The following is a 25,467-nucleotide window of genomic DNA, read 5'->3' on the forward strand; positions in this document are numbered from 1 at the left end:
TTTTTATGTGTAAAATAAAGATAATTAACATAATAATTAGGAAGGATAGCATATGAGAAATATTTTTTGGTCAGTAAAATTTATTTTTAGTTATAGTAGTATCAATGAAACAGAAAATACATCAAAGTGAACTGATATTGATATTCTACAAGCTGTTTTAGCCGGAGTTGGAGGATTAGTGAGCATAATAGCTTTAACTTTTGGTATTATTATTTGAATTAATCATCAGAGGAATTATTACTTTAAATTTGAAAAATGTTATAAAAAGTATAATAAATTTATGTATTTTTATAAAAAAAAATTTAGAAGTATGGATGTTGATACATCAATAATGTTTAAAAATATTACATTTTATTTTAATAAAAAGTATAATATTTATTTTAAAAAAGTTGATTCTTATTATATACCATTTAAAGATTATTGTTCTTTGAATATTGTAGTAAAAAAAATCAAAAAGAGTATAAAAAATCTTTATTGATTTTATAAAATAATCATAAAAAATAATATTCGTAAAGATAATATTTATGTCAAAATATATCAAAATTGAGAAGATTTTTTAGAACCAAATTGAGAAAATAAAGTCATTGAAAATTCAATATATGATAGATTACATCCAAATATAATTTCTAAAAATCTTAAGATACCTATTGTTAAAAATTATAATGACTGATTAGAATATAAAAATAATTTAATTAAAAAACCAGAAAAATTAATAGCTTACATTCCCCAATTGTTTGATTTTTTTGGTAAAAAATATGCAAATGAAGTTGTTATAAAAGAACCAATTGTGGCTGATGATAAAACAATACTAAGAGGAATGTCAATGGGATTTGATGCAAATTCATGAATAAATGGATTAAATAATGGTATAGATGATGAACGTGAATGAATTTTTGAAGTTTTTATTTTTCTTGTTCAAGAAAATATAGAATTTGAAAAAAAAATTTGAAGTTGAGATTATAGGGTCTTATCATCAGTAAATAAAAAATGATATAAAAGAAGGGCTGATTTTTCTATTTTTGAAATATGTGAAATTGAACAAAAAGGTGCTAAATATTTTGCTGAACAAATTAAAAAGCAAACAGAAAAATAATAATAAAAATAACTTAATAAATACAAATAGGATAATATCTTTAAAAAAAGGGAGTGGGGGTTATATGTCAAGTTTTTATATTAAAAAATTTTTAATTGAATTAGTAGTAATTACATTTTCTACTATTTTTATTTTGGACTTTCTAATAATAATAAAATTATTTCCATGGGAATTATTATTAATAAATTTATTAATATTATTTTTAATTCCAATTTTATTAGTTATTTCTATACCGTTTAATAAATATACAAACAATACTTTTAATTCAATTTTTGCAGAAAATATATTTGTTAAATCATACTACAATTTTGTTTGATCTAAAATTGGAATTATGTGACTTAATATAATTTTAAGAAGTGTAATAATATTTTCATTTGCGTTATTAAGTTATTTTTATTATTCTTTTAGTGTTGAAAAAAACCAAAATTCTTGAAGTATATTTTTTCTAGCTTTTTTTACATCTTTAGTACCGATTGAATTTAAACTATATTTTATATTATTTAATATTCCAGACAATTACCTTAAAAAAGGCAAAGAGAGCATCAAACAATTATATATAGTTTTATCTGAAGCTATTAACTATATTCAAGAAAAACTTGAAAATAAGGAACTTGAAAATAAGGAACTTGAAAATAAGGAACTTGAAAATTATAAAAATTTTATTAAATTTCAAATATTAGATTCATTTATTTTTAAAAACTCAAAGTTTGATTTTTCAATTAAAATTGATATTAAAATATTATTGTCATGAATTAAAATAATGAAAAAAACTATAGATAGTTATTTTTTTCATTATTCAGATAAAGAAAACTTTAGTTGAGATAGTTACATTATGCTTTTATATTTTAAAACTGCTAAGTTTGAAAACAAGATATAATCCTCGGCTGTCCGAGAAAGAGGGCAAAAAGAAAAGTGCGCACACTTTTGCGCCCACGAAAAAGGCTGTAAACACAGTCTTTTTTATACTTTAGCGCGCACTTTTATGCCCTCTTGTAGAGTGAGTGCGCCCACGATTTTTCCGATATCTATCGGAAAAATTGGGGTTGTGCGCGCACTCCTTATCCTGCTTCTGAAATTACTCCGTAATTTTCGAAGAAATGGGGTATAATGTTAAGGTAGATGACCAAATGACACATGCTACGATTTTTATCGTATGCATGTGTTTTTTATTTGGTAAAGAACAAATTAGAATGAAAGGTTTAATAAATGTCATTAAGTGAAAAAAATAAACTAGATAAATTAAGTACATTGTGATCAAAGATAGATTCTGAATATAAATATTCTAGAAATGAAAGTATTCTGAGAAATGGATGAATATTGGGCCAATTTATTGGTAATCCGGAGTTAGATTTAATTTGTAGTAATAGTAATATCCTAAATTTAGTTAATTTAGCTTATTCATTTAAAGAAATGAATGATGAAGAATTTAACGCGAAATTTAATGATTTGCCAGAAAATGTTGAAAAATACCAAGTTGTTAATTTTAATGAAAAATTCCCAATGAAAGATGGAAGTGATTTAGCCTTGAATCGTGAAGAAGCCATTAAAGAAATTAAAGAGTTGATAAAAAATGATTCGGAATATACTTTTACAGCAACTGGTTATTGCCCGGTAGAAAATGAAGATGAAGATTTAACAGGAGATGGCCATTATTGAACGCAATGAGATGATTTAACAAGTGAAGAATTAATTGATAAATTAAGCGATCATAATTATCAAATTGAAGTCTGAATATGTAATGAATTATCTAACGAGATGGAATTATAAAAATAAAAAAAGAACCAATGGTTCTAAAATCATACCTGAACTATTCAGGTACTTACGTCTCATCTTATAAGTAAAAACTTACAACACTAAGATAAATTAATATTAACATACTATAAACAAAAAACAATAGAAATGAGGAAAAATATGAAAATACGCACATGACAAGTATATGAAGTTCAGAATCCAGGAGATTTAGATCAATACGGAAATCAAAAGAAACGTGCATTTATAGCATTAGGACAGGGGCATAATCCATATCAAACATATGGAATATTGACTACTACTTCTTATAAGAATAATGAAATAAAAAATCAATTAGTTATAAAAGATTTACTAAATAATAATAAAGAAAATAAATTATTGCCAAATAACTTAGTTAGAATATTTAATTCAAATATTATTAAAGAATTTTATCATATTGAAAATAAAGAGAAATCATTAGTTGATATATCAAAGGAAAATAAAAAGAAAATTATTGAGCATTTTAATTTGAAAGAGTATCGAACTGTAAAAGAGTTTCAATTTCATTCGTTAGATAAAGATGAGACAATTGACTATTCTTATCAGGTAAACACTTTGTTAAAAGGAATTAATAAAAATCTTGATCAAGCATATGATGCAACTGGGAATTTAATTGATGAATTAGCAGATAAACATGTGTCAGGAGATAAAGGAGTTGTTTTAGATATTGAAACTTATGCCCAGTTAAACCAGGGTTATGAAAATGCTCAATATTTACAAAATGAATTATCTAAAGCTCATCAAAAAATTAATGTTCTTGAAAAAGAAAATGAACAATTAAAATATGAAAATGATAATTTAAAAAATAGTCAAATTAAGGCAAGTGAAGAAGATTATGAAATGGAGATGTAAAAATGAATAATAGTATCATCGCTCCTCAATTAAAAAAGCAGAAGTTAAAGTTAAAAGATAACTTTACGTTAGTTGATTTAGCCTTTACGCTTATTTATGCAGTTATTGCTTTTTTGATTGGTTATAATTTAGTATTTTTATCAATGCTAATTCGAATAATTATTGGTATAACGGTGTTTATGTTTTTAATGCTGACGTTAATTCATTCAGAACGCTATAATGCGAAAATCTATATGATTGCAATTCGAGGATTCATTTTTTGGAGTAAAAAGAAAAAGTTTAGTATAGATTCTAAAACTAATAACACATCTTTACTAATGCCTTATCGAAAATTGCATGATGAAGGTTATATTGAAACAAGTATTTTAGAGGGTGGTAAAAAATGATATATTAGTGCCTTAGAAGTTAAAGGTATTAATATCACAACTTTAGATCCCGAAGAACAAATCCTAAAATTAGAACAATTAGCTAGTATGTTTCGTTTGACCGATTGTCAATTAAGTTTAGTAAAAATGGAGCGTCCTCATAATCTGAATAAGAATTTGAAATTTCTACAAACAGTCATGAATAAATTAGAAGAATTAAAGAAAACTAAAAAATTATCTAAACATGGTTATGATAGTAGAACAAAACAATTGGAAGGTTATCAAAACTTATATTCTGACCAGGAAGGAATTTTAGGATATTCACAAACGGCAAAGACTTTTATTTTATTTATTTATGAAACAGAAGTTTCAAAACTATTTAAAGCTGTTAAATTAATTAAAAGTAAAATTAATGAAATAAATTTGCGAGCTGAAGAAATTACTAAATATGAATTAGTAAATAACATTAAACTTATTTTTAATCCATATGACGAACCGTTTTCTAATGAAAAAATAGATGAATATAGTAACAAACTAAATGAACTATTAGCAATTGATAATATTACATTTACCCAAAATAATTTTAAAATTAATGATGTTTATTATTCGGTAAAAGGAGTTAGAGATTATCCAACTTATCCTCAGAATGGTTGAGCAGCTAAATTATGTGCAACAGATAGTACTGTTATTATTAACATTGCTAAAACTAATTTAGATGCAGTTAAAGAACAATTACACAGGGCAATGGTAAATGCACGTACTAACTTTTTTTCAATTAAAAGAACTGTTAATCGAACAGAAAAAGAAAATGAATATCAGTCGTTTGAAAATCTAGTAAATTTAATTTCTTCTGGTGAAGAAACAATTAAAAGAGTTAATGTCTTATTTTTGAACTATGGTGTTGATAAGAAAACTTTAAAACAAGCAGAAGAAAGTGTGGAATTGCTTTTAAAACAACAAAATATGAAAATGGATTATCTGCTTTTCAAGCAAATAGATGGATATAGTGGGATCTTACCAAAACCAACTGACCCAACAGCATATACAAATTCATTTGAAATGCCGTGTGTAACTATTGGTAATTCATTTCCATTTCTAAATAATGCTTTAGAAGATGAAAAAGGTTTATTTGTTGGTTATAACTCGACAGGTGATGTTGTATTTTCTGATCAGTTTAAGCGAGGGGGAGACTATCAAAATTCGAATGCCTTTTTTATTGGAACAACTGGGGGAGGTAAAACAACAACTGTTAGCAAATTTCTAAATTACCATATTGCCTTAGGTCGCAAAGTAATTATTATTGATCCCAAACGAGAATTTGGTCAGTTATGTAACTATCATGATGGCAATTGAATTGATGCAGGAAGTGGGACAAAAGGTAATTTTAATCCTTTGCAAATTCAAGTTCCAGTTGATGAAAATATTAGTATTGAAATGGTTATTGGAGACCATTTACAAATTCTAGAAACATTCTTTCGTTTTACAGAACCTTCATTTTATGAAGAGGAAATAAAATTCTTATTGCAAAGAATATTAGATTTTTATTTATCTTTAAAAGTTAATAAATCAAATAAAATAGTAAAAATGAAAAATAGTGATTGGCCAACTTTTAGTGATTTAGTTATCTTTTTAAAAGCACAAATTCCGAATTTGGGTGAAGAAATCCTTTTAAATAAAATTATTAAAACAATTGAATATGATTTTACCGGGTATGGGAAATATGCGGCTTTATGAAATAAGCAGTCATCCGTTAGTTTAGCTAATAACTTATTAAATGTGCTAGACATTCAAACCTTATATTCAAAATCACAATTTAATGTTTTAAAAGCTCAAATGTTCTTAATGTTAAATTTCATTCGAAATGAAATTAATAATAATCGTTTTAATGATAATAATGAAATCATTCTTGCTGTTGATGAGGCCCACGTTGTTATTGATCGCGATAATCCACAAGCTTTAAAATTCTTATTTGAAACAGTCAAAATGATTAGAGGATTTAATGGGGGTGTTATGTTAGTCACCCAAAACTTATCAGACTTTAAAACAACCCCGGAATTAGAACGTGAAGCAACAGCAATTTTGAACAATGCTCAATATGTTGGAATTTTAAAACTAAAACAAAAAGATTTACAGGATGTGAGCGATTTGTACCAGGCAAGTGGTGGTTTATCATCGGCTGAAATTAACTTTTGTGCAACTGCGCAAAGGGGAGATATGTTATTTATGGCAACAGATTATAATCGCCATTGCCTACATGTTGAATTAACTGAAATTGAACAAGAAGCAATAGGTATTAAACTAACAGAAAACTAAAACTTAAAAGTGAGGTAAAAAATGGGAAAACAGAGTAAAAAAACAACAAAATCAAATAATTTTAGAATCCAACTAAAATTATCCCCGGAAACATATTTTGAAGTTAAAAAATATACTGATGAAGAACATTCGTTGGGGGATGTAATTCGATATTTTATTACTGAGGGATTAAAACAAAATGAAAAAAGTGATGATTAATGATTTGGCCAAACAGTTAGCATCAAAAGCTAATCTAACTCAAAAGCGATCAAAAGAGTTAATAAATTTAACTTTTGAATTAATTAGTGATGAATTAACTAATGATAATGAGGTTTTAATATCTAACTTTGGTAAATTTAAAACAATAAATGTAAATCGTGAAGAAACTGTTTTAAAACAAGAACAATATAAAATAAGGGCCAGTAAAACAGTTAGTTTTTCATCAGCCAAAAAGTTTAATCAGTATTTCAGGAGAGTAAATCATGAGTAAAAAGATAGTAGAAGTTAGATTTAAATTAAGACATTTAAATCAAATTCAAGAACATAAATTATTTGTTGAAAGTCATAAAGATAAATACAATTCAATTAATGAATTACTAGCTAATACATATATTTCTTCTATTCAAAAAAATAACTTAGAAGATAAAACTGACATGATAGCAGATATAGTTCGTGAAGAAATAAACAAATCAACAAGTCTTTTATTAAAAGCCACAAAAAATTATACTGATGATTTAGTTTCTTATTTGTTATCGCAACAAATAATTACTGATCAGCGAATTAAGGTAATGCAAAATATCTTGGCCAAACAACTTGGGATTGATTTAAATACTTTAAATAACCCTGATGAAGAAATTTTACAAGAACTAGATTATATAAAAGAGTTTTCACAGCAAATTAAAACAGATTATGAAGTTTGAAAAGAAAACCGCCGGAAAGAAAGAGGTAAAAAATAATGAATAAATTTAATTTTAATATATAATATTTTTAAATATCAAAAGTATTAAAATATTTATTAAAAATTAATAATTAAATAAAATTAATTATATAGTGACAATACAAAAATTAAAATTTACAAAATAATAAATTCTTTAAAATATATTTTTTAATTTTATTTAAATTTTAATTATTAATCTTACTAACTATGCTCAAATATAAACTATGGATGGGTCAGGGTGGGAAAACAGAAAGAAGGAAAACTATGAAAAATATTTTATTAAGTTTAATAAGTTCTACTTTTATAGGAGTTAGTGTGTCACCAGTAATAACTAATTATAAAATAATTGAAAAATCAGTTAGGGAAGATAAAGATATTACTAATATTGATACTTGAAATGTAAGTGGTGTACATAATATTTTTAAATTAGAGATGGGTAAAATTCTAGATTTGTTTAGATCAAACCAGAATGATCAAAAAAATTGAATAATTTGGTATTTACAAAAATTGGCTCCTGATGCTGTAATTAGGGATATTAATATTATAGAAGCATTTCATGCCGTAAAAATATCAGAAAAAAATTATATTATTGATGCAGCCCATCCTTATAAAACTGATGAAGTCCCGGAAGTTGGATATTTTTATTTAGAAGTAAATGGAAACAATATTATAGGAAATGATGTTATTGGCATTTCATATATTTTAGTTGAACAAACAAAATAAATATTTTATGTAGATAGTATTTAAAATTTTATAAATTAAATAATTTTATAGTATAATATTTGTGTAGATGACCAAATGACACATGCTACGATTTTTATCGTATGCATGTGTTTTTTATTTGGTAAAGGACAAACTAACCTAAATATTAATTTTTTATTTACAGAAAGTATAGAGGAAATTAATATATGACAGATCAATTACAAAATACAGAACAAAATTTAAAACAAAACTATGATTCTTTTTTAATTAAAAAAGAAAGAATTTTAAAAGTTATGGACTCAAAGGAAATTACTTTAGCAGACGGATCAGTTAAAGTAATGAAACCAAAATTCCTGGTAAGATTATCGGAAAAAGAAACATTCTTTTACCCACAAAATTCAGCCTTTCTTAAACAATTGGCAAATGATGGGGAGCATTTAATTAAAGAAGCAGATTCATTAGAAACTGCTGATTATGTGCAGCTATCTTTCCCAAAAGAAAATAAAGAATGAGATAAAATTAAAATCTCGACTTTTGAAGGAAATGATGAAGCAGGGAAACCTATTTATGGTGATAGAGATTGTGCATTAACAGGTTTAAAAACGCATTTTAAAGAAGAAACAGCTCAAATTTGAGAAGAAATGCGCCAGGCAAAACAAGAATTTATTAAAAACAAAGACGTCAGTAACAGCATCGAATAACGAAACTGATGTAATCTCATTTGATGGTGATGATGCTATTTTATGAGACTAAACAAAATATTTAGGTTAGTAAGACTTTATAAAATACAAAGTCTTTAATTTATTTAAAAGGATAGAAGATGAAAAAAATACTAAGTTTTTTAGCAATAATAGTTTTAACAACCCCAATTGTCAATACAACTATTGCATGTGAAGGAACAGGGTGAGGAGTTAATCCAAATCCTCCAAAACCACCCCAACCAGAACCAGAAAAAGATATTGAATATTATCAAAAATTATATGATTCAAAACAGAAAGATTATTTAAAAACCAAAGGAGAAATTGATGAATTAAAATCCCCTGAAACAATTAAAGAACTTTGTGGGGGAATTATAATTTGTGCAGATTTACAAGAACTAATTCATTTAACGACAATTGAATTATATCGATATAACGTAATTATGGATGATTGTTTATATCAAATTCTTTATTTAGAAAATAATAAAAATATTACCAATCCGGAAGCAAAAGTAAAAGCTGCTGGAATTTTGACAGACGAATTAACTACTTTAACCACAATTAAACTAATTATGAAATTATATCCTGATAATTATAAAGAAAAAGATCTTAATGAAGTAAATGAGCAGATTAGCAAAGTTCAACAATTAATTAGTGAATTGAGTAAAAAGTAATATGCTTAAATTATTTAGATTTGATGAGCCAATAAATAATAAAATTAAGCTATTAGAAACAACTAAAATTGACTGAAATGAAATAGCTAGTGAAAACTTTACTGATTTAAAGACAGTTTTAAATGATTTTGCTAATGAATTAATAGGATATACGGAAGTAAATAATAAAGTTAGTTATTTAGTATTTACAGATAATTATGATCAAAATTATTTAGAAAATGAAGATATAACTTTTAGAATTTTATCTAATGAAGCTTTAATTAATGAGCGATACGAAGTTTCAGATATTTTGTCAGGGAATTTACTTCTAAAAGAATTAGGAATTTCTAATGAAGAAGTATTGTTAAATAATGAGCCTTATCATTTTAAAAATGATAATAGTTATGAATTAGAATAAAATTAACTAAAATATTATTCAAAATTTTAGCTTAATAAAGAATAAAAATTTGAAGTCTCAATACTAATAGTTATTTATTTCAAATTATTATTATTATCATAGGATAATAAAAATAAAATTTGGGGTATAATTAAATATATAAATATTATTTTGGGGTGATGAAATGAATGCAATTACAGTAGCAAGCTTCTTAATAAAAGAGAATAAAAATAGATTTAATAGTAAAACACCTTTAGAATTTAATGGTGTAAATGTAACTGAAGGAAATTTAATTTTAAATAAACATTTGCATTTAGCACAAATACTTTTTCTCGGAAAATATGGAATGGAATTATTTGAAGATAATTTATTTGCATATATTAATGGAGCAGTAGTTAATACAGTTCGCCTTAATTATTTATCATTAATTGATGATAATAGTCTTATTTTTAATCAAGATAATTTTGAACGATTAAATGAAACCCAAGAAAAATTTTTGAAAAATATACTTATTTTTTTATCAGGAGCTTCTTTTGAAGAATTATCAGATTTATCACATGTAGACCCAGCATGGATCGAGGCTAGAAAAAATTATATAAAAGGTGATCATTCTTCACAAATTATGGACATTAAAAAATATAAAGATGAATATAAAATAAATTTTAAAGATGCATTAGAAGTTATTGAAAATATAGAAAATTATATTGATAGTGAAAAATAAAATTCTTAGATGCCATATTCCTTATGATAATGGAGAAAATCCACCAACTTCTAAAGATGATAATAAACCTAGAAGATTATTAATTTATGAAGATACTTCTAAATTTTTAGTTTGTTTTAATATTACTAAATTAACTCAAAATAATATGTACAAATTAATTCAGTATAAAAATATGTTAAAAATTTCTAAAATAAAAAACCCGGCTTTATTAAAATGTGATTCTATTCTTAAATTAAATAAAATATTTGTTATTGAAAAGTTTGATGGAATTGAAAGATCTTTGTTTTCAAATGTGGAATTGGATATTTCTGATTTAATAAGAATTGAGGAAAGAGTAAAAGAAATATATAAATCAGATTTAGACCAAGAAATAGTTAAAATATCAAAGAAAGTTTTTCAATTTTTAAATAATGATTTGTATGAAGTATAGTATAATATTTGTGTAGATGACCAAATGACACATGCTACGATTTTTATCGTATGCATGTGTTTTTTTATTTGGTAAAGAACAAATTTGTAGAAGAGGTAGTAATGTCAGGATTATGAACGATTAAATCATCGCAACCTTTTTCACAGCAAGAAATTAAAAATAACTATATTGAATATGATTATAATTTAAAATCACGATATCAAATTAATGAAAATTTTAAAGCTAAACAAGTTTTAAATAATAATTTTAAGATTAATAAATCATATTGGGTTATGAACCGTTTTAATTTCTTAGTGCACAAAGGTAAAAAATATAAAAATCAAAAGAAACATTATCTGAAAAGAGATAAATGAAATAGATAGGAGATAAGACTATGCCAAATTGTGAGCATGAACAAATAAATATAACAAAAACTTTCTTTGATAGTTTTAATAATGTTTGTATTAATTTTGAATGTCTTAATTGTAAAGAAAATATAAGTAATTTTACAATTGCCGAAATTAAAGATCTACAAACAGGATTAGATGAACAAATTGAAAGTAACACAAATAAAAAAGAAGATTATGAAATGGAGATATAAAAATGAGTAAAAGACAAACAATATTTGAATTGCATGAGGTTATTGGATTTGATGATAATGGTAATTATGATGAAAATTATGATGAATTACTTTATACATTTACTAGTTATGAGGATGCTCAGAATGAATTAAATTATCAAGTTGAGCATGGATATGCGCCAAGTGAATTAGAAATTCAAGAAGAAGAAATTGATTATGACATTAATCAAAATGAAAACTATTTAGAAACACTTGAACATTTAAAAAGAGTTGAACAAAACTATCAAAAAGAAGCGTTTTATGATGAAATTTATAGTTTGCGACATGCTTTTGTCAATAATGAAATTGGTATTGTTGGGATTAGTGCTAGATTAATGAAAATAGGTTTTAGTGCAGAACAAGTATTAGATTGAGAAACAAAAGCTAAAACTTTAAATACAAATAATGAAATTCTTATTGAACAAAACGAAAATGAAGAATTAAGAGTTCCATTTGATAATTATCTAAAAAGCTTAAAACCTGAGTATGGATTACAATTGTTTCAAAATGAAGGTGCATTTAAAGAATACGAATCTGAATTTAATGAATATTTAAATGTCAAAGAAATTCAAAATAAAGAATTTGAGGCAAAAAATAATGAAACGGAGTGAGAATAATATGGGATTTTTATTAAATATTTTAGCAGATGTTCCGGATTTTAGTGGCACAACAAAACTAGTTGTTACTTTATTAAATGCCATTTTAACCCCAATTTCAATTATTGCCGGGGCAATTTGTGTTTTATATATTGTTAAACATGCTTTAAAAATTAAGAAGTTTGCTGATGATCCTGAACAACGTAATATTCAAATTTTTGCAATTGTTTGGTGTGTTGTTGGATTAGCTTTATGTATTTTCGCACCAATTTTTGTAAATACTATCTTGCCGGAATTAATGAATGGGGCTGGAGGATATCAACCTCCAAATAGTTAATATATGGTAGATGTTATTAACAATTTAAACCTGTTTGGGTTTATTGATTGAATCCAAGAAGGGATTTTAAAGGTTGTCTGAAAAATTTTTATTGAGGGACCTTTAGGAATCGTTTCGGCATTTGATCAAGTGTTATTATTTTTATCAAGTGGGATAGTATTTGATTTATTGTTTAATTCAAAAACCCAATTTTCATGAGAAAATGTTCCAACAGCATTTTGACAATTTTCAATTGTCGCAGTTGGTTTACTTGTTATTATCTTTATTTCGCAGTTTTTAACATTGCAGTTTAGAGAAGCAGATAAGATGAAACCAAAACTAATTAGTTGTTTGAGGTTTACCGGATTAGCTGGTGTATTTGTTTTCTTTATTCCATTGGGTTTTTTCTTTGTAAATGCAATTATTACCTGGTTTGTTTCAATTTTAAATACTATTTTTGGAACAAGTGGAGTTAATTTAGCAGATGCCTTATATTGAGCAGGTAATATTAATGGAATGCAAGGGCATGTTGATGGTTATGGCCCTCCTTCAAACATAAATGATTGATCAGTAATTGTAGAAATATTTGCGGTGTGATTTGTATTAATTGCAGTAGCTATGCTAGGTTTAGCCTTAACCCAAAAAGTATTTGAATTATTGTTCTTATTTATAGTTTCCCCATTAGTAATGGCCGGAATGGTGCAAGATGAAGGGAAACGCGCCTTAACTTGAAAAGATATGGTTTTGTCGAAGATGTTAGCAGCATCAGCAACATTAGTGGCATATTATATTTATATGTTGTATACAAGTATTGTTGCAAAACCAAGTTTTGGCCCAAGTAATTTCCCAAGTTACGCAAAAATGTTACTGACTTTATTATGTTTATTAGGTGGGGCCTTAGGAACCTGAGGAATTACAGTCATTATTGCTAACTTTATTGGTGAAGGAGTCGGGGCAATGGAAGGAATGAACTCAATTCGAACAACAATGGCCGCCGGAATGTTTGCAGCTGGCTCGGCTAAAATGGTTGGGAGAGCCTTAGGATTTGCCAAATCAAAAAAACAATTGAAATATGAACGAAAAATGGGAATGGGTGGAGCAAATCCGCTATCAAGTCCATTTGGGGAATCATTAAATTCAATGTTAGGACCTGATTCAACCGGGGCAAGTAGATCAGGTATACCGCCAATTAGTGCACCAACTAGAATGGCTAGTCGCAGTGGTATTATAGGCGGGTTAGCCACTATTGGTGGATTAGCTGCAATTGGGGCTGGAAAAAGTATATGAGCCGTAAAAAATGGCTGAACTAGTGCCAAAGATACTAGTGGAATTGTTCCAACTAAAAATGGAATTGATGTTAAGCGAAAAGGTAAAGTCGGAACATATGCTCGTAAATTTGGTAAAGCAATTGGGGCTGGTTTAGCATCACCATTTGTAGGAATCGGAAGAACAGTTAAAAAAGGTGTTCGTGTTGGTTGAGATTCAGCCGGAGAAGTATTTGGTGGAGAAGCCAGAAAAGGTTATAAACGTGCTGAGGAAATTCCACAAGAAATAATGGCTGCTAAAAAGAAACGAATTAAAGATAAACTAGATAAAAAATTAGAAAAATCTAAAAATAAAAACTAGAATTTTATTATAAATTCTAGTTTTTTATATTATAATAAAAGCAAATATCAACTGTATTAACCATTATTAATTTACAAAGGAGATTTAATATGGGTATTAAAAGTTTACTTGGAGGCGAAACAAACTACAAGGCAATTAATAAGCATTATCAAAAAGAATATAAAAAACTAGCAGAAAAACAAAAATTTATTAATGATTCTGACAAAACCTATTTTAGTTTGCTTAATAAAATAGGGCCTGAAAATTTTGTTAAGAGAGTGCTTGAAGCAGTAGGACCAAAATATTATGAAATGGAACAACGAGATATAAAAGATTTTTTAGAACGTTACCCTGATGCTATTCCGCCTGAATATAATCCTTATTATGTTAAACCAGAAGTTGTACAAGAAAATAGTAAAGATCTAGAAGCATTAAAAATTGAAAAAGAAATCCTTGAAATGAAACTAAAGTTAAAAGAGCTAGAAAATAGTAAATAATTACTATTTTTTCAGTGTAAATTTTAAAAAATTTTAAATATTGATTATCAAAATATTACTTATTAAAATAGGTAGGGTTTTGGGTGGGTCAGAAGGAAAGGACTTGTTAGAATGAAAAAATTAATATCTTTAATTGGAGTAGTAGGATTATCTACATCTGGAACGACTTCAGTGTTATCAATTAATCAAGAAAATAATCAAACCGTAAATATTAAAAATGAAAATTATATTAATGAGATGAAAAAACAAGCAATGAATTTTATAGAGAATGCATTTATGAATTTAGGGGATTCTGTGCAAACTACAGATGTATCTTCAAAATTATTTAAAATTCAGATTGCTTATTCAGATATTAGTAAATCTTATGAAATTTTAAATAATGTAGAACATACAGCTGATATAGTTCAAGCAAAAAAATGATTATTGGAAAGTGCTGATAATGTTGATCAGGCAGCAAGACTAGGGAATCCTGATAAAATGGACTATTATGTTGGAAAAGCAGTTCAATCATTATCTAGTTCTTTGAAAATTATTTCTTATGACAAATATGGTGATAAAAGCGTAGCACAGGATTTTATAGAATTTTCAATAATTCATTTTGGGAGATCTCTACAAGATGTAAGTTTAACTTGAAAATTTAAGAACATTGAACTTGGTTATCCCGTTCTTGATACAGCAATGGTTGTTTTAAATAATGCACAAAATACACCTTTTGTAGCTTTAGCAAAACAAAAATTATTGGAAGGTACTAACTATATTGAACAAGCACAAAAACAAGTAACTGGTTTTCAAGTGAATTATTATGTTGGAAAAGCAGTTCAATCATTATCTAGTTCTTTGAAGAATATTGGCTTTGCATTATAATAATGCTTTATTAGAAATTTAAAGTGAATATATTTATCAAAACTTAAATCCTATTTAATAAATAGGATTTTTTATTTTATATTAAGACAAAAATAACAAGGAAGAAATTTTTAAATCATATTCTTAAAAAATAGGTTTTGTAAATTACTAAGATTGATAATTAGGTCTTTTTTACACAAGCAAAACAATTTTCGCTATTTAATTTCAAGTAATTCCTGGTGTCATAATAAGAGGTATAAACGTGCTGAAGAAATACCAAAAGAGATCAAGAAAGACAAACTAAATAGACAAAGAATTAAAGAAGAAAAAAAGTCTTTGAAATCAAAAAAATAAACTAGAATTTATAATAAAATTCTAGTTTTTTATATTATAATAAAGACAAATATCAACTGTATTAACCATTATTAATTTATAAAGGAGATTTAATATGGGTATTAAAAGTTTACTTGGAGGCGAAACAAACTACAAGGCAATTGATAAACATTATCAAAAAGAGTATAAAAAATTAGCTGAAAAACAAAAGTTTAATAATGAAATGGATAAAGATTACTTGGAATGAATAGAATTGGTAGGACCAGAAAATTTTATTAACAAATTATTTGAAATTAGTAAAGATCAAAAAACAACAGAAACCTTAATTAAAGAATTTTTAGAACGTCATCCTGATGCTATTCCACCTGAATACAATCCTTATTATGTTAAACCAGAAATTAAGCAAGAAAATAGTAGTGATCTAGAAGCATTAAAAATTGAAAAAGAAATCCTAGAAATGAAACTAAAGTTAAAAGAACTAGAAAATAGTAAGGAAAAATAGCATATGAGTAACGAAAATATTAATAAAATTAACAACTGAGCATTAGAAACATTGGAAAAATATTTTATTAAAAATAATGATAATATTATGAATAATGATAGTATTGTTATTTGACAGTCGTTTGAAAAAAATGACAAATATAATTATTTATCATCGATTATTTATAAAAAAGTAGAAAAAGACAGAATAAAATATTTTTTACACCATCAAAATTATTTTTTGCAAGAAATAATACCATCAAATCCAGAGTTTCAACCATATAATCCATCAAGAAGTATTAGTGTAGAAATTTTAAATTCTCAATTAAATGACGAAAATATTGATAATATAATTAAAGAAGAATGTTATAGAACTAATAACTTTACTGCATTTAACCCTGAGCTATCAATGGAAATTATGTATTTTATTATTAAAAATGATTTAAATAAATTTAGAAATAAAAATGATTAAGAGTAGTATAAAAAATTGAAAGGCAAATAAATAATGTATAAATTAATTAATACAATACTAAATAAATATTTAAAATATACTACTTTGTTTATATTATCTTTTTGTTTTTCTATAATATTAATATTTTTTGGTGCATGTATCTATTGATGAATAGATTTATGAAAAAAATATTATTCAATTTTTATTATACTTGGAAGCTCATTAATGTTTTTTAATCTTTTAATATTATGTTCAAACTTTTTTTATAAATTATATTTGGAAAATAAGAAAACAAAAAAAATCATTGATAAATTTGAGAACCTCAAATCAGAAGTTATAGATTGATTTGTTCAAAATTTTTACAATACGAAAAGTGAAAAATTTGATGGTGAATGCTCTTGGAATCCTACTAATTTTAATGAATATTATGTAAATGATTATATTGATAAATTAGAAAAAATTGAGGGAATTATTTTTGATCATGGTAATCCTAATTATATTGGCAGTGAAGCTAGGTTATCATATGAAACAACAAAAAAATTAAATAAATTAGTAATAAAAAATAAAAAATTTATAAAATTAATAAATAGTTATAGTACTTTATCTTTATTAGAAAATTTAGAAGAAAATAAAAAAGTAAATAATATTTTTAATGATGAAGAGGAAAAAATTATATGAGATTAAAACTTATAAAAAACTTACTACAGTTTTTGCAAACTATTTAGATAAATTTGATAAATTCAATAAAGAATAAATAATATTTGTAATTAGTTTAAAAAAAATTAATTTTTATAAACAAAGAAAGGAAACAAATATGGCAGATAAAAGAGGAAAATGGTCCAAAGATGATAAAAATCTTATTTGAAAAGATTATATTGAAAATAAAATATTTGATATTTATGAAGAATATAAATTAAAAGAAATTGATTTAACACAAGAATCCTTATGCCCAGAATGTGGGGAAATAATTTTAAAAGCTCAATATCAAGGTTATCAACCTGATAAAGATTATTCTTGAGATGTAGATCATATTAATGGCAATTATAGAGACAATAGATTAGAAAATTTGCAGCCAATGCATCCTTGATGCAATAAGTCAAAAGGATAAATATTTGTATTAATAAATATTACATATCTTATACATGTATTAAACATAGAAAACGAAATTTTATAAATATTTAAATTAAAAAGTAGAATTGGAGAAATAATAAAATGTCTTATATAGAAGAATTATTATCTATGACATATGATGAATGTGTAGATAGTCTTTTAAAAAAATACGGTTCAGTACCAAAAGATTATTTTTTAGATGCAGACTGTATAAAAAAAACTCCAGGAATAACTAGAGGTAAAGAAGGATTATATATTCATCATATTGATGAAGATAAAGCAATTTTACTTTCTACACCAGATCATGCGCGATTAAACTCATTTGATTATCAAAAAGCTGATAGATTAGTATATTGTAATTTATTAGAGCATTTAGTATTACATATTAAAATAGTTGAATATCCTAATGTAGAGCAAAATTATGGTCAAATATGTGGCATTGGCGGAATTACTAATTTTATTGTTCCAGAATTAAATGATATTTATAGTGGGATTGTTTATAAACAAGAATGAAAGAAAAAAGTAATTGAAGTAGTATTACCGTATAAAGCAGATTATCTAAAATGCATAAAAAAAATAGTTGATATGAATATACATGTACCTTTATTATCTTCATTTATCTTTAATGAAAAGGCTGGAATTTGAAGTAAAGATAAAAATGAGGAACTTTTTAGGGAACTTAAAAAAATAGGAGTAAAATACTAATTTATTCACAATTTAATTAGATATTAATTATGGCAACAATAAATAAAGTTCATATCAAACATAATTGATATGCAAGAATGATTGAATTTCTTAATAAAGCAGAATATAATTCAGCAACTAAATCTTGGCAAGCTTATCGAAACGACTTATTGCATTGAAATAATTGAGGGGATAAAAAACTAACGTACAAACCACCCGCCCTTGTGGAATATAAAAGAGGGCCAAGTGGTAAAGGTTATTATGAAATTAAAGCAGATCTGTTAAAAGAAGCTATTCAATTTTGAAGAGATAACTACGAAATAAAATGAATGGGGGAATAAAGAAAACAAATACAAAACTAATTATTTTAATAATTTATACATTTATAATAGGCTTGATTGTATTTGGAATATTACAGTTGATAAGTTCAATTGGATCAATGATTAGTATATCAGCATTAGGAGTTATATTATTAATTTTAGGATGTTGGATATTAAAGAATATTAATAAAAAATAGCAAAATATTAAAAGAATTGTGTAATAATAAAAATAGTTATTAAATTAAAAAATATAATAGGAATTAGGTATTTTTAATGGAATCTTGAGTTGTAATTTTAATAAGTTTATTTGGTGGTGGTGGTGCTTTAACTGCCTTAATTTGATTAATAATTTGGTGTGTTAGAGGTTGACATAAAATAAAGCAAGAAAAAGAAAAAACAAAGCAAAAACAAATCGAATATAATGCTAAAATTACTATTGAACAATTAAGAAATGATCGTGAAAAATTAAAACAACAAAGTATTACAGAGAGAATAAAGATGCAAGTTCAAGATGAAAAAGAAAAAAGAAGAGAAGAGATTATGAGAAAATATCCTAATCCTCATAAATATCATGAAACTTTAAGAAAAGGACATAAAGGTACAAAAACTAAAAAATAATTTAAATATTGAATTAATTTTTAAAATATTATAAAATATGTATGATATCATATAAGAAACAATTATAGGATTTAATCAAAAAAGGTGATACAGATGTTAAAAGGAACAAATAAATTATTGATTAATGAAACTCTTAAAAATCAATTATTAGATAACTTAGCAAATTTAATATTAATTGAATCAGCAGATAGATATTTAGATTTATTGCAAAAACAAAAAACTGACTCAGTACCAGAAATAGTTTTATCATTTTTAGATGGAATTTTTGATTTTTTAGATAAAGATTTTAATATAATAAAAGAAAATACAAATAATTTAATAAAAATGAATAAAAAAGAGATTAGACATTTTAATTCTGCTATTGATAAATCAAAAGAATATAAAAATATCTGTTTAATGCTAATGACAGTTTATAATATTTTTAAAAATGAAAATTTAAAAAATAATATTGTATATGAATTATATAAACATTATGAATTATTAGAAAATAAAAATATATCTATAAAAAAACAATATAATAATGGACAACATCAGATTAAAGAAATAAGTATTATTAATGAAACTAATTTACAAGAAAATTTAAAAAAGGATGTTATAAATTTATTTAAAAAACATGGTAAAAATGATATATATTATAATTATTAATATTTCATTTTTATAGTATAATATTTGTGTAGATGACCAAATGACACATGCTACGATTTTTATCGTATGCATGTGTTTTTTTATTTGGTAAAGGACAAATATTAATAAAGGTAAATAAATATGTTAGAGGTATTTCGTGATTATTTAAAATTATCGAAAAGAGGGCGAAATTATGTTGCAATTTGTCCTTTTCATAGTGATTCGCATCCTAGTTTATCAGTATCGGTAGAAAAACAAGTTTGGCGTTGTTTTGTTTGCAATGTTGGTGGAACAGTTGAATATTTTGTTGCTAAAATAGAAAATCTTTCAATTAATGAAGCTAAGCAATTAATTGCAGTTAAATATAATTTAGATCAGCAACAGACAATTACACAGGCAAAACTAGTCCCTCAAACTGAAAAAGATAAATTATATCAATTGAACAATTTAACCATGTTATATTTCAAAAATAGTCTAAATACAATAAGTGGCGTAACAGCAAAAGAATACTTACTTAATAGAAAATATTCTGAACAAACAATTGATGAATTTGATTTAGGATATTCCAATAATGATGATCTAATTAACTTTTTACTAAAAAAAGGTTATGGCCAAGAAGAATTAATTAAAGCTAATTTAGCTAGACTAAACTATAAAGATGAATTGTGCAGTGTTTTTAAAGAACGTGTTATGATTCCGATTAAAAATGAAAACAATCAAGTTGTTGGTTTTTCTGGCAGAGATTTAACAAATACAAGTCAAATAAAATATCTTAATTCAGCAGAAACAGATGTGTTTACTAAAAGTAATATATTATTTAATTTAAATAAAATTCCGGAATTTCAAAAAGAAATTACGGTTGTTGAAGGTTATATGGATGTTATTTCATTGGCCCAAAACGGAATTCCAGCAGTTGCTTTAATGGGAACTAATTTATCAAGAAATCAAATTTCCATACTATCAAAGCGTTTTGATAAAGTTAATGTTTTTCTAGATAATGATAATCCAGGAAGACTAGCTAGTGAAAAAATAAATAACTTATTGGCAAATGCAGGAATAACTGTGAACGTAATTAAAAATAATAGTCAGTATAAAGATGCTGATGAAATTTGTCAAAGCAAGAGTTTCGATTTATTAAAACAATTATACAAAAATGAGGCGGAATATGAGCTTGAATAAAACTGGCGGGTATAAGCATGCTGATCAAAGTGTCCCGGTAATTTGAAAGATAATTCGGTTTTCAAAAAACAGTGAAAAATTTCAGTCCAAACGAAAATATTATAAAAGCGGCGATTATTGAAAATACATTACTAGACCAGAAGCATTATGTAAATGCTGTTTAAATAATGATAAACTAAAAAACTTAAAAAATGCTGAATCAGCAAAAGACTATACTAAAAAAATTAATGAAATTTCTAAAAGTGAAGATAAAAAAGATACCGGAATTTATGCTAATGGCAAAAAACTAACCCCAGCACAAGCAGATGAAATGAGTAGCAAAATAAAAAATCTTGAAGAAAATCAATTACTGTGGGATTGTGTATTAAGTTTTTCAAATGATTTTGAAAAGGAATACAATTTGCATAATCGTGAACAAATTGCTGAAGTAATTGATTCTAATATTAAAAAATACTTTCGTAAAGCTGGATTAGATCCAAACAATTTAGACTATTGATTTGTTGTCCATGACAATACTGAAAATATTCATGCTCATATTGGGTTTATGGAAAAAGAGCCAAAATCATTGGCAAAAGGGGGTAAGGAATTTAAGTATCGTGAAATGGGTAAAATATCAGAAGAAGCTAATGAATATTTTCGGTTTCAAACTCAGCAATATGTTGAAAATAGAAGAGAATTTTTTAAAGAGTTACGAACAAAGCGAGATGAAATAACACCAAAATTTAGGATGCAAGTTCATAATGATATTAAAAATAATTCCGATGAATTAACTAATTTAATTAAAACTTATTTAACAGATGTTCCAATCCATAAGAATGGTAAGCATTTTAAATATGGAGAGTTATATAAAACTGCTCCCGAAAAACAACTACAACTTCGTAATATTGTTAATTATGTAATTCAGAATAATGATGATCTTAAATTTCAGTTTGATGACTATGTAATAAGTTTACAAACTCACCGTGATCAATTAATTAAGGATAGTGAAAATAATAAAACAGCTATTGATAAAGCAAATAAATGATATTGAAAAGAAATTTATGGTGATGGATTATATCGAAGACTATCTAATGCATTTTTAAATACTTTATACTTTAAACCAAAGCGAGCAAGAAAAGCAAAATATCCGCCAGGATTATATGAGGGAATAAACAAACCTTTTAATTGAAAATATAATTCATTATCAAAATTGACTTATGAATTATCTCAACAATTTGGTGGTGCAATGCAAAATGCCATGAATAATTTTAGACAATTACAGAATGAAATTCATAACGTTAATAGTTATGAAATCAAAGCAAAGGGGGAATAAACTTTGAAAGTATTATTATCAATTATCACAGCATCAACTTTATTAACAGCACCAATTTTATCATTAACAACACATCAAATAATTTCATTATATAGTAATTTAAAAGGAACACCATTTCACCCAGATATTAAAATATCAACAAAAGCAGAAGAGCGTAATAGACAAGAAGGTAACTTAAATCATTCAGAAAAAAAGGGGTATCCTGGATATACATCTATTACATGAATAAATTATGCTGATTCATGAGAAGAATTTAAACAATATTATAAAACTATTACTTTATATACTTCTGGTTATGCTGATGGAAAAGAAGCCGGGAGAAAGGATTTTGGGGATGTCTCTATAACTATTGCAAATCTTGAACAGATATCAAGTTGACATAGTGATGATATTTTAAGAGCAAGTGGGTCTCCCTATTGTCTTGTATATACATCAAAAAACTTTACTTTTGGTTCTTATGATCAATCAGGAGTCTATTGAGATGCAATTGTTTCTGGAACTTTAATCCAATTTAGATTTTTTTTGTGAACAAAAGCACATCAAGCTGGAACAGGATCTATTTGATCAGAAGCATACATTAATTTTAATGGAGGTATTGTTTCATCAAAATGAAATTTAAATTCTATAAAGAATAATTTATCAATTGCTTTATCTAATGAAATTAACTTTGTTTCAAATTACTCTGGAAGTCTAATTGACCAACGTAATATTAAAGACCCAACAGGTAAAAATAATGATTTAACCTCACTATTAAGCGCTAAAATTTCAAATGTTTTGGGAAATGAATATAATGATTGAAAACAATATATTCAACCGTATTCTTTTAGTGATTTAACACGAAAAGCAACAACTATTATTAAATTTAAAAATCCTACTACTAATCAGCAAGAAGTTTGGTCATTTGAAACACCAATAAAAATTACGTTATCAAAAGACTATTGAAGTAATGAGTTGAATGAACGATTGCATATTTTACCTGGTAAAGTAGTTAATCCAGATGATTCAACAAAAGGAATGGTTACAGATGCACCTGAACAATTGGCTCCACCTGATACTTCAAAGAATTATGGGGGTAAATGACGTTATCACACAACAGTTGGATTAGAATTTGATGCTTTAGAGCAAGCAGAAGATGTTACAGTTAATCCCGAATGAGTTGAAATAAATGGCGTCAAAATTGATGTTTTAGATAATAAGTTTATTGCTACACTAGAAGATAATCGTATTAAGGGCGAAGAAAAAAATGATTATTCCATTGTAATCCGCCATAAAGATAGTGAATATGATATTATGTATACTATTGATATTGTTATTGAAACGTTAGTACCAAATTTAAAGCTAAAATGGCATGCATGAGATCCAGAACACAATCCAAAGCAAAAAGAATTAATTACTCCGAATTTGGAAAATGGACAACCTAATCCTAAATATGATAAAGAAATCAATCCGGATACTGGGACAAAAACACAAATAATTTGAGTTAAACAAAAATCAACTGTGCCTTTTCCGTTAGATCCATTAAATAAAAATGGGGAAGTTATAAACCCAGAAAAGAATCCAGAAGAATATGATTTAGGTTTTATTGCCGAAGGTTCAGTTGTTGGAAAAGGGGTAAACCAGACTTTTTCAAGTGAAGCAATAAAAAATGTTTACCGGGAAGGGATTGATGAAAAATCATTTAAAGCTTTTGAAACTCCTAATGATAGACAAAGAAACCAAAAAATAACTTCAAACTCAGCAACGCAGTATTGATCAGATAGTGGAATTTGACATTATACAGTAGAAATGTCTGACAAAACTACGGCACAAAAATATGCTATTATTGGTCCTGAATATCAAAATCAGTACCCCCGTTTTTTAGATGTTATTGAAAATAATCAAGCAGTCGAATTTTGAACAACAATTCATGGTGTTCATTTAAAAAATTATTTATCCACTTATAAGAATTTAGATTCTACCGGGATTGCGCAATTGAATTATGAACAAGTTGCCGCTTATTGAAAAGATTATACAAGTGATATTATTGCCCAAAAAATTCCGCCAAATCCAACTCCTGAAAACTACAAGGATATTAGCGGTAATATAGATGTTTTAAAATTAAATGAAGAAGAAGTTAATCCTATTCGTGATGCAATTATTGATAAAGTTAAAAAATACATTAACAAATTTACCAATAAAGCCATTCTTGGAATTGATTATCAAATTCAAACCCCTGATGGTAAAGATATTACAGTTGATGCATCCGGGTTTGAACCTTTGCTAAATAATAAAGATAATCCACAATTTCTAACAGTTTCAGTTAATACTTTAGTTACTTCAACACTTTTAATTGGTAACGCGACTTTGTCAATCCGTAATTCCTCAACTTATAATCCAGAAACTAGTTATGATTTAAGTGCAATTCAGTTTAAAAATTATCAATATAATTTTTCTAAGTTTAGTACTGAACAATTAAGAAATTGAATTTATGAAGATGTTGAAAACTACATGACTAGCTATAAATATAATGATATTGATCTAAATGAAGACTATGGAATTTCAGCAAATAAAATTCCTGATGAAAATCCCGAAACACATGCAAATACACCAGGAGATTTATCAGATGCTGTTTTAAATGAATTTTTAAAGGCAGAAACTTCTGTTTCAACTTTAAAACTATTCATTTATTCAGCTTCAACAAGTGATAAAACAACAGGTTATTCAGAATATACATTGATAAATGATTCTGAGTCTGAAATTGTTCCCCCAGACCCTCCAACGCCACCAGACCCAAATAAACCGCATGCTAATTCCCAACATAAATATTTATCATGGTTATTACCAATAATTTTATTGCCAATTGTAGGTTTAGGAATATTTATGACATGGTTTATTATTCGCCGACGTAAAAAAATTAGATAACTAAAATATTTAATCCTATTTATTAAATAGGATTTTTTTATTTTATGTTAAGATAAAAATAACTATTTACAG

The 25,467-nt window shown here is 25.8% G+C and carries 32 protein-coding genes; all 32 read left to right on the forward strand.

The window, feature by feature from the left end; genetic code table 4:
- The first annotated feature begins 52 nt into the window (after positions 1-52).
- The 32 genes from SSYRP_RS02315 (at position 53) to SSYRP_RS02470 (ending at position 25,395) form a co-directional block, all read left to right on the forward strand.
- A complete protein-coding gene (locus tag SSYRP_RS02315; RefSeq protein WP_016340695.1) occupies positions 53-1,093 on the forward strand; it encodes a hypothetical protein in 1,041 nt (346 codons plus the stop codon).
- Between the two features lie 64 nt (positions 1,094-1,157).
- Entirely contained in the window at positions 1,158-1,970 is an 813-nt protein-coding gene (locus tag SSYRP_RS02320; RefSeq protein ID WP_016340696.1) for a hypothetical protein, read from the forward strand.
- A 329-nt stretch (positions 1,971-2,299) separates the two neighbouring features.
- Positions 2,300-2,860 (forward strand): hypothetical protein, encoded by a 561-nt coding sequence (locus SSYRP_RS02325; protein WP_016340697.1) that lies wholly within the window; start codon positions 2,300-2,302, stop codon positions 2,858-2,860.
- 144 nt (positions 2,861-3,004) lie between these two features.
- Positions 3,005-3,733, forward strand: coding sequence for a hypothetical protein (locus tag SSYRP_RS02330; RefSeq protein ID WP_016340698.1), 729 nt, complete (start codon positions 3,005-3,007; stop codon positions 3,731-3,733).
- Between the two features lie 2 nt (positions 3,734-3,735).
- Positions 3,736-6,411, forward strand: coding sequence for an Mbov_0397 family ICE element conjugal transfer ATPase (locus tag SSYRP_RS02335; protein WP_016340699.1), 2,676 nt, complete (start codon positions 3,736-3,738; stop codon positions 6,409-6,411).
- A 21-nt stretch (positions 6,412-6,432) separates the two neighbouring features.
- A complete protein-coding gene (locus tag SSYRP_RS05225) occupies positions 6,433-6,609 on the forward strand; it encodes a hypothetical protein (RefSeq protein ID WP_016340700.1) in 177 nt (58 codons plus the stop codon).
- Positions 6,590-6,880 (forward strand): HU family DNA-binding protein, encoded by a 291-nt coding sequence (locus SSYRP_RS02340; protein WP_016340701.1) that lies wholly within the window; start codon positions 6,590-6,592, stop codon positions 6,878-6,880. Before SSYRP_RS05225 ends, SSYRP_RS02340 begins: the two co-directional genes overlap by 20 nt.
- Positions 6,873-7,346 (forward strand): HhH-GDP family DNA glycosylase, encoded by a 474-nt coding sequence (locus tag SSYRP_RS02345; protein ID WP_016340702.1) that lies wholly within the window; start codon positions 6,873-6,875, stop codon positions 7,344-7,346. Before SSYRP_RS02340 ends, SSYRP_RS02345 begins: the two co-directional genes overlap by 8 nt.
- 296 nt (positions 7,347-7,642) lie before the next feature.
- Positions 7,643-8,050 (forward strand): hypothetical protein, encoded by a 408-nt coding sequence (locus SSYRP_RS02350; protein ID WP_144060301.1) that lies wholly within the window; start codon positions 7,643-7,645, stop codon positions 8,048-8,050.
- A gap of 185 nt (positions 8,051-8,235) precedes the next feature.
- Entirely contained in the window at positions 8,236-8,730 is a 495-nt protein-coding gene (locus SSYRP_RS02355) for a hypothetical protein (RefSeq protein WP_016340704.1), read from the forward strand.
- Between the two features lie 119 nt (positions 8,731-8,849).
- Positions 8,850-9,401 carry a hypothetical protein gene (locus SSYRP_RS02360; RefSeq protein ID WP_016340705.1) on the forward strand — a complete coding sequence of 184 codons (552 nt, stop codon included), beginning with the start codon at positions 8,850-8,852 and terminating at the stop codon, positions 9,399-9,401.
- Position 9,402: 1 nt separating this feature from the next.
- Positions 9,403-9,798, forward strand: a complete 396-nt coding sequence (locus tag SSYRP_RS02365) for a hypothetical protein (protein WP_016340706.1) — start codon at positions 9,403-9,405, stop codon at positions 9,796-9,798.
- A 163-nt stretch (positions 9,799-9,961) separates the two neighbouring features.
- Positions 9,962-10,498, forward strand: coding sequence for a type II toxin-antitoxin system antitoxin SocA domain-containing protein (locus tag SSYRP_RS02370; protein WP_016340707.1), 537 nt, complete (start codon positions 9,962-9,964; stop codon positions 10,496-10,498).
- Positions 10,488-10,928, forward strand: coding sequence for a hypothetical protein (locus SSYRP_RS02375; RefSeq protein WP_016340708.1), 441 nt, complete (start codon positions 10,488-10,490; stop codon positions 10,926-10,928). Before SSYRP_RS02370 ends, SSYRP_RS02375 begins: the two co-directional genes overlap by 11 nt.
- A gap of 101 nt (positions 10,929-11,029) precedes the next feature.
- On the forward strand, positions 11,030-11,290 hold the full coding sequence (locus SSYRP_RS02380) for a hypothetical protein (protein WP_016340709.1): 261 nt from the start codon (positions 11,030-11,032) through the stop codon (positions 11,288-11,290).
- Positions 11,291-11,301: 11 nt separating this feature from the next.
- On the forward strand, positions 11,302-11,508 hold the full coding sequence (locus SSYRP_RS02385; RefSeq protein ID WP_016340710.1) for a hypothetical protein: 207 nt from the start codon (positions 11,302-11,304) through the stop codon (positions 11,506-11,508).
- 2 nt (positions 11,509-11,510) lie between these two features.
- A complete protein-coding gene (locus tag SSYRP_RS02390; protein WP_016340711.1) occupies positions 11,511-12,143 on the forward strand; it encodes a hypothetical protein in 633 nt (210 codons plus the stop codon).
- Positions 12,124-12,459, forward strand: a complete 336-nt coding sequence (locus tag SSYRP_RS02395) for a pilin (protein ID WP_016340712.1) — start codon at positions 12,124-12,126, stop codon at positions 12,457-12,459. Before SSYRP_RS02390 ends, SSYRP_RS02395 begins: the two co-directional genes overlap by 20 nt.
- A 3-nt stretch (positions 12,460-12,462) precedes the next feature.
- On the forward strand, positions 12,463-14,064 hold the full coding sequence (locus SSYRP_RS02400; RefSeq protein ID WP_016340713.1) for an Mbov_0396 family ICE element transmembrane protein: 1,602 nt from the start codon (positions 12,463-12,465) through the stop codon (positions 14,062-14,064).
- Positions 14,065-14,153: 89 nt separating this feature from the next.
- Positions 14,154-14,540 (forward strand): hypothetical protein, encoded by a 387-nt coding sequence (locus tag SSYRP_RS02405; protein ID WP_016340714.1) that lies wholly within the window; start codon positions 14,154-14,156, stop codon positions 14,538-14,540.
- 111 nt (positions 14,541-14,651) lie between these two features.
- Positions 14,652-15,404: a hypothetical protein gene (locus SSYRP_RS02410; protein WP_016340715.1), complete on the forward strand. Its 753-nt coding sequence runs from the start codon at positions 14,652-14,654 to the stop codon at positions 15,402-15,404.
- A gap of 427 nt (positions 15,405-15,831) precedes the next feature.
- Positions 15,832-16,218 (forward strand): hypothetical protein, encoded by a 387-nt coding sequence (locus tag SSYRP_RS02415; protein WP_016340716.1) that lies wholly within the window; start codon positions 15,832-15,834, stop codon positions 16,216-16,218.
- A 3-nt stretch (positions 16,219-16,221) separates the two neighbouring features.
- Positions 16,222-16,668 (forward strand): hypothetical protein, encoded by a 447-nt coding sequence (locus SSYRP_RS02420; protein WP_016340717.1) that lies wholly within the window; start codon positions 16,222-16,224, stop codon positions 16,666-16,668.
- 204 nt (positions 16,669-16,872) lie between these two features.
- The gene (locus SSYRP_RS02425) at positions 16,873-17,331 is read left to right on the forward strand and encodes a hypothetical protein (protein WP_041614459.1); all 459 of its coding nucleotides are present in this window, start codon (positions 16,873-16,875) and stop codon (positions 17,329-17,331) included.
- 130 nt (positions 17,332-17,461) lie between these two features.
- Complete coding sequence (locus SSYRP_RS02430) at positions 17,462-17,755, forward strand: HNH endonuclease signature motif containing protein (protein ID WP_016340719.1); 294 nt, start codon at positions 17,462-17,464, stop codon at positions 17,753-17,755.
- A 104-nt stretch (positions 17,756-17,859) separates the two neighbouring features.
- Positions 17,860-18,462, forward strand: coding sequence for a hypothetical protein (locus SSYRP_RS02435; protein WP_016340720.1), 603 nt, complete (start codon positions 17,860-17,862; stop codon positions 18,460-18,462).
- A gap of 29 nt (positions 18,463-18,491) precedes the next feature.
- Positions 18,492-18,782 carry a hypothetical protein gene (locus SSYRP_RS02440; protein WP_016340721.1) on the forward strand — a complete coding sequence of 97 codons (291 nt, stop codon included), beginning with the start codon at positions 18,492-18,494 and terminating at the stop codon, positions 18,780-18,782.
- 252 nt (positions 18,783-19,034) lie between these two features.
- Entirely contained in the window at positions 19,035-19,379 is a 345-nt protein-coding gene (locus tag SSYRP_RS02450; RefSeq protein WP_016340722.1) for a hypothetical protein, read from the forward strand.
- Between the two features lie 93 nt (positions 19,380-19,472).
- Complete coding sequence (locus tag SSYRP_RS02455; RefSeq protein WP_016340723.1) at positions 19,473-20,024, forward strand: hypothetical protein; 552 nt, start codon at positions 19,473-19,475, stop codon at positions 20,022-20,024.
- A gap of 120 nt (positions 20,025-20,144) precedes the next feature.
- A complete protein-coding gene (gene dnaG / locus SSYRP_RS02460; protein WP_016340724.1) occupies positions 20,145-21,182 on the forward strand; it encodes a DNA primase in 1,038 nt (345 codons plus the stop codon).
- Positions 21,169-22,494, forward strand: a complete 1,326-nt coding sequence (locus SSYRP_RS02465) for a relaxase/mobilization nuclease domain-containing protein (protein ID WP_016340725.1) — start codon at positions 21,169-21,171, stop codon at positions 22,492-22,494. The genes dnaG and SSYRP_RS02465 overlap by 14 nt, the downstream gene beginning before the upstream one ends.
- Positions 22,495-22,497: 3 nt before the next feature.
- On the forward strand, positions 22,498-25,395 hold the full coding sequence (locus SSYRP_RS02470; protein WP_016340726.1) for an Mbov_0399 family ICE element protein: 2,898 nt from the start codon (positions 22,498-22,500) through the stop codon (positions 25,393-25,395).
- Positions 25,396-25,467 lie beyond the last annotated feature (72 nt).

It is taken from the genome of Spiroplasma syrphidicola EA-1, from assembly GCF_000400955.1.
Classification (GTDB): Bacteria; Bacillota_I; Bacilli_A; order Mycoplasmatales; family Mycoplasmataceae; genus Spiroplasma; species Spiroplasma syrphidicola.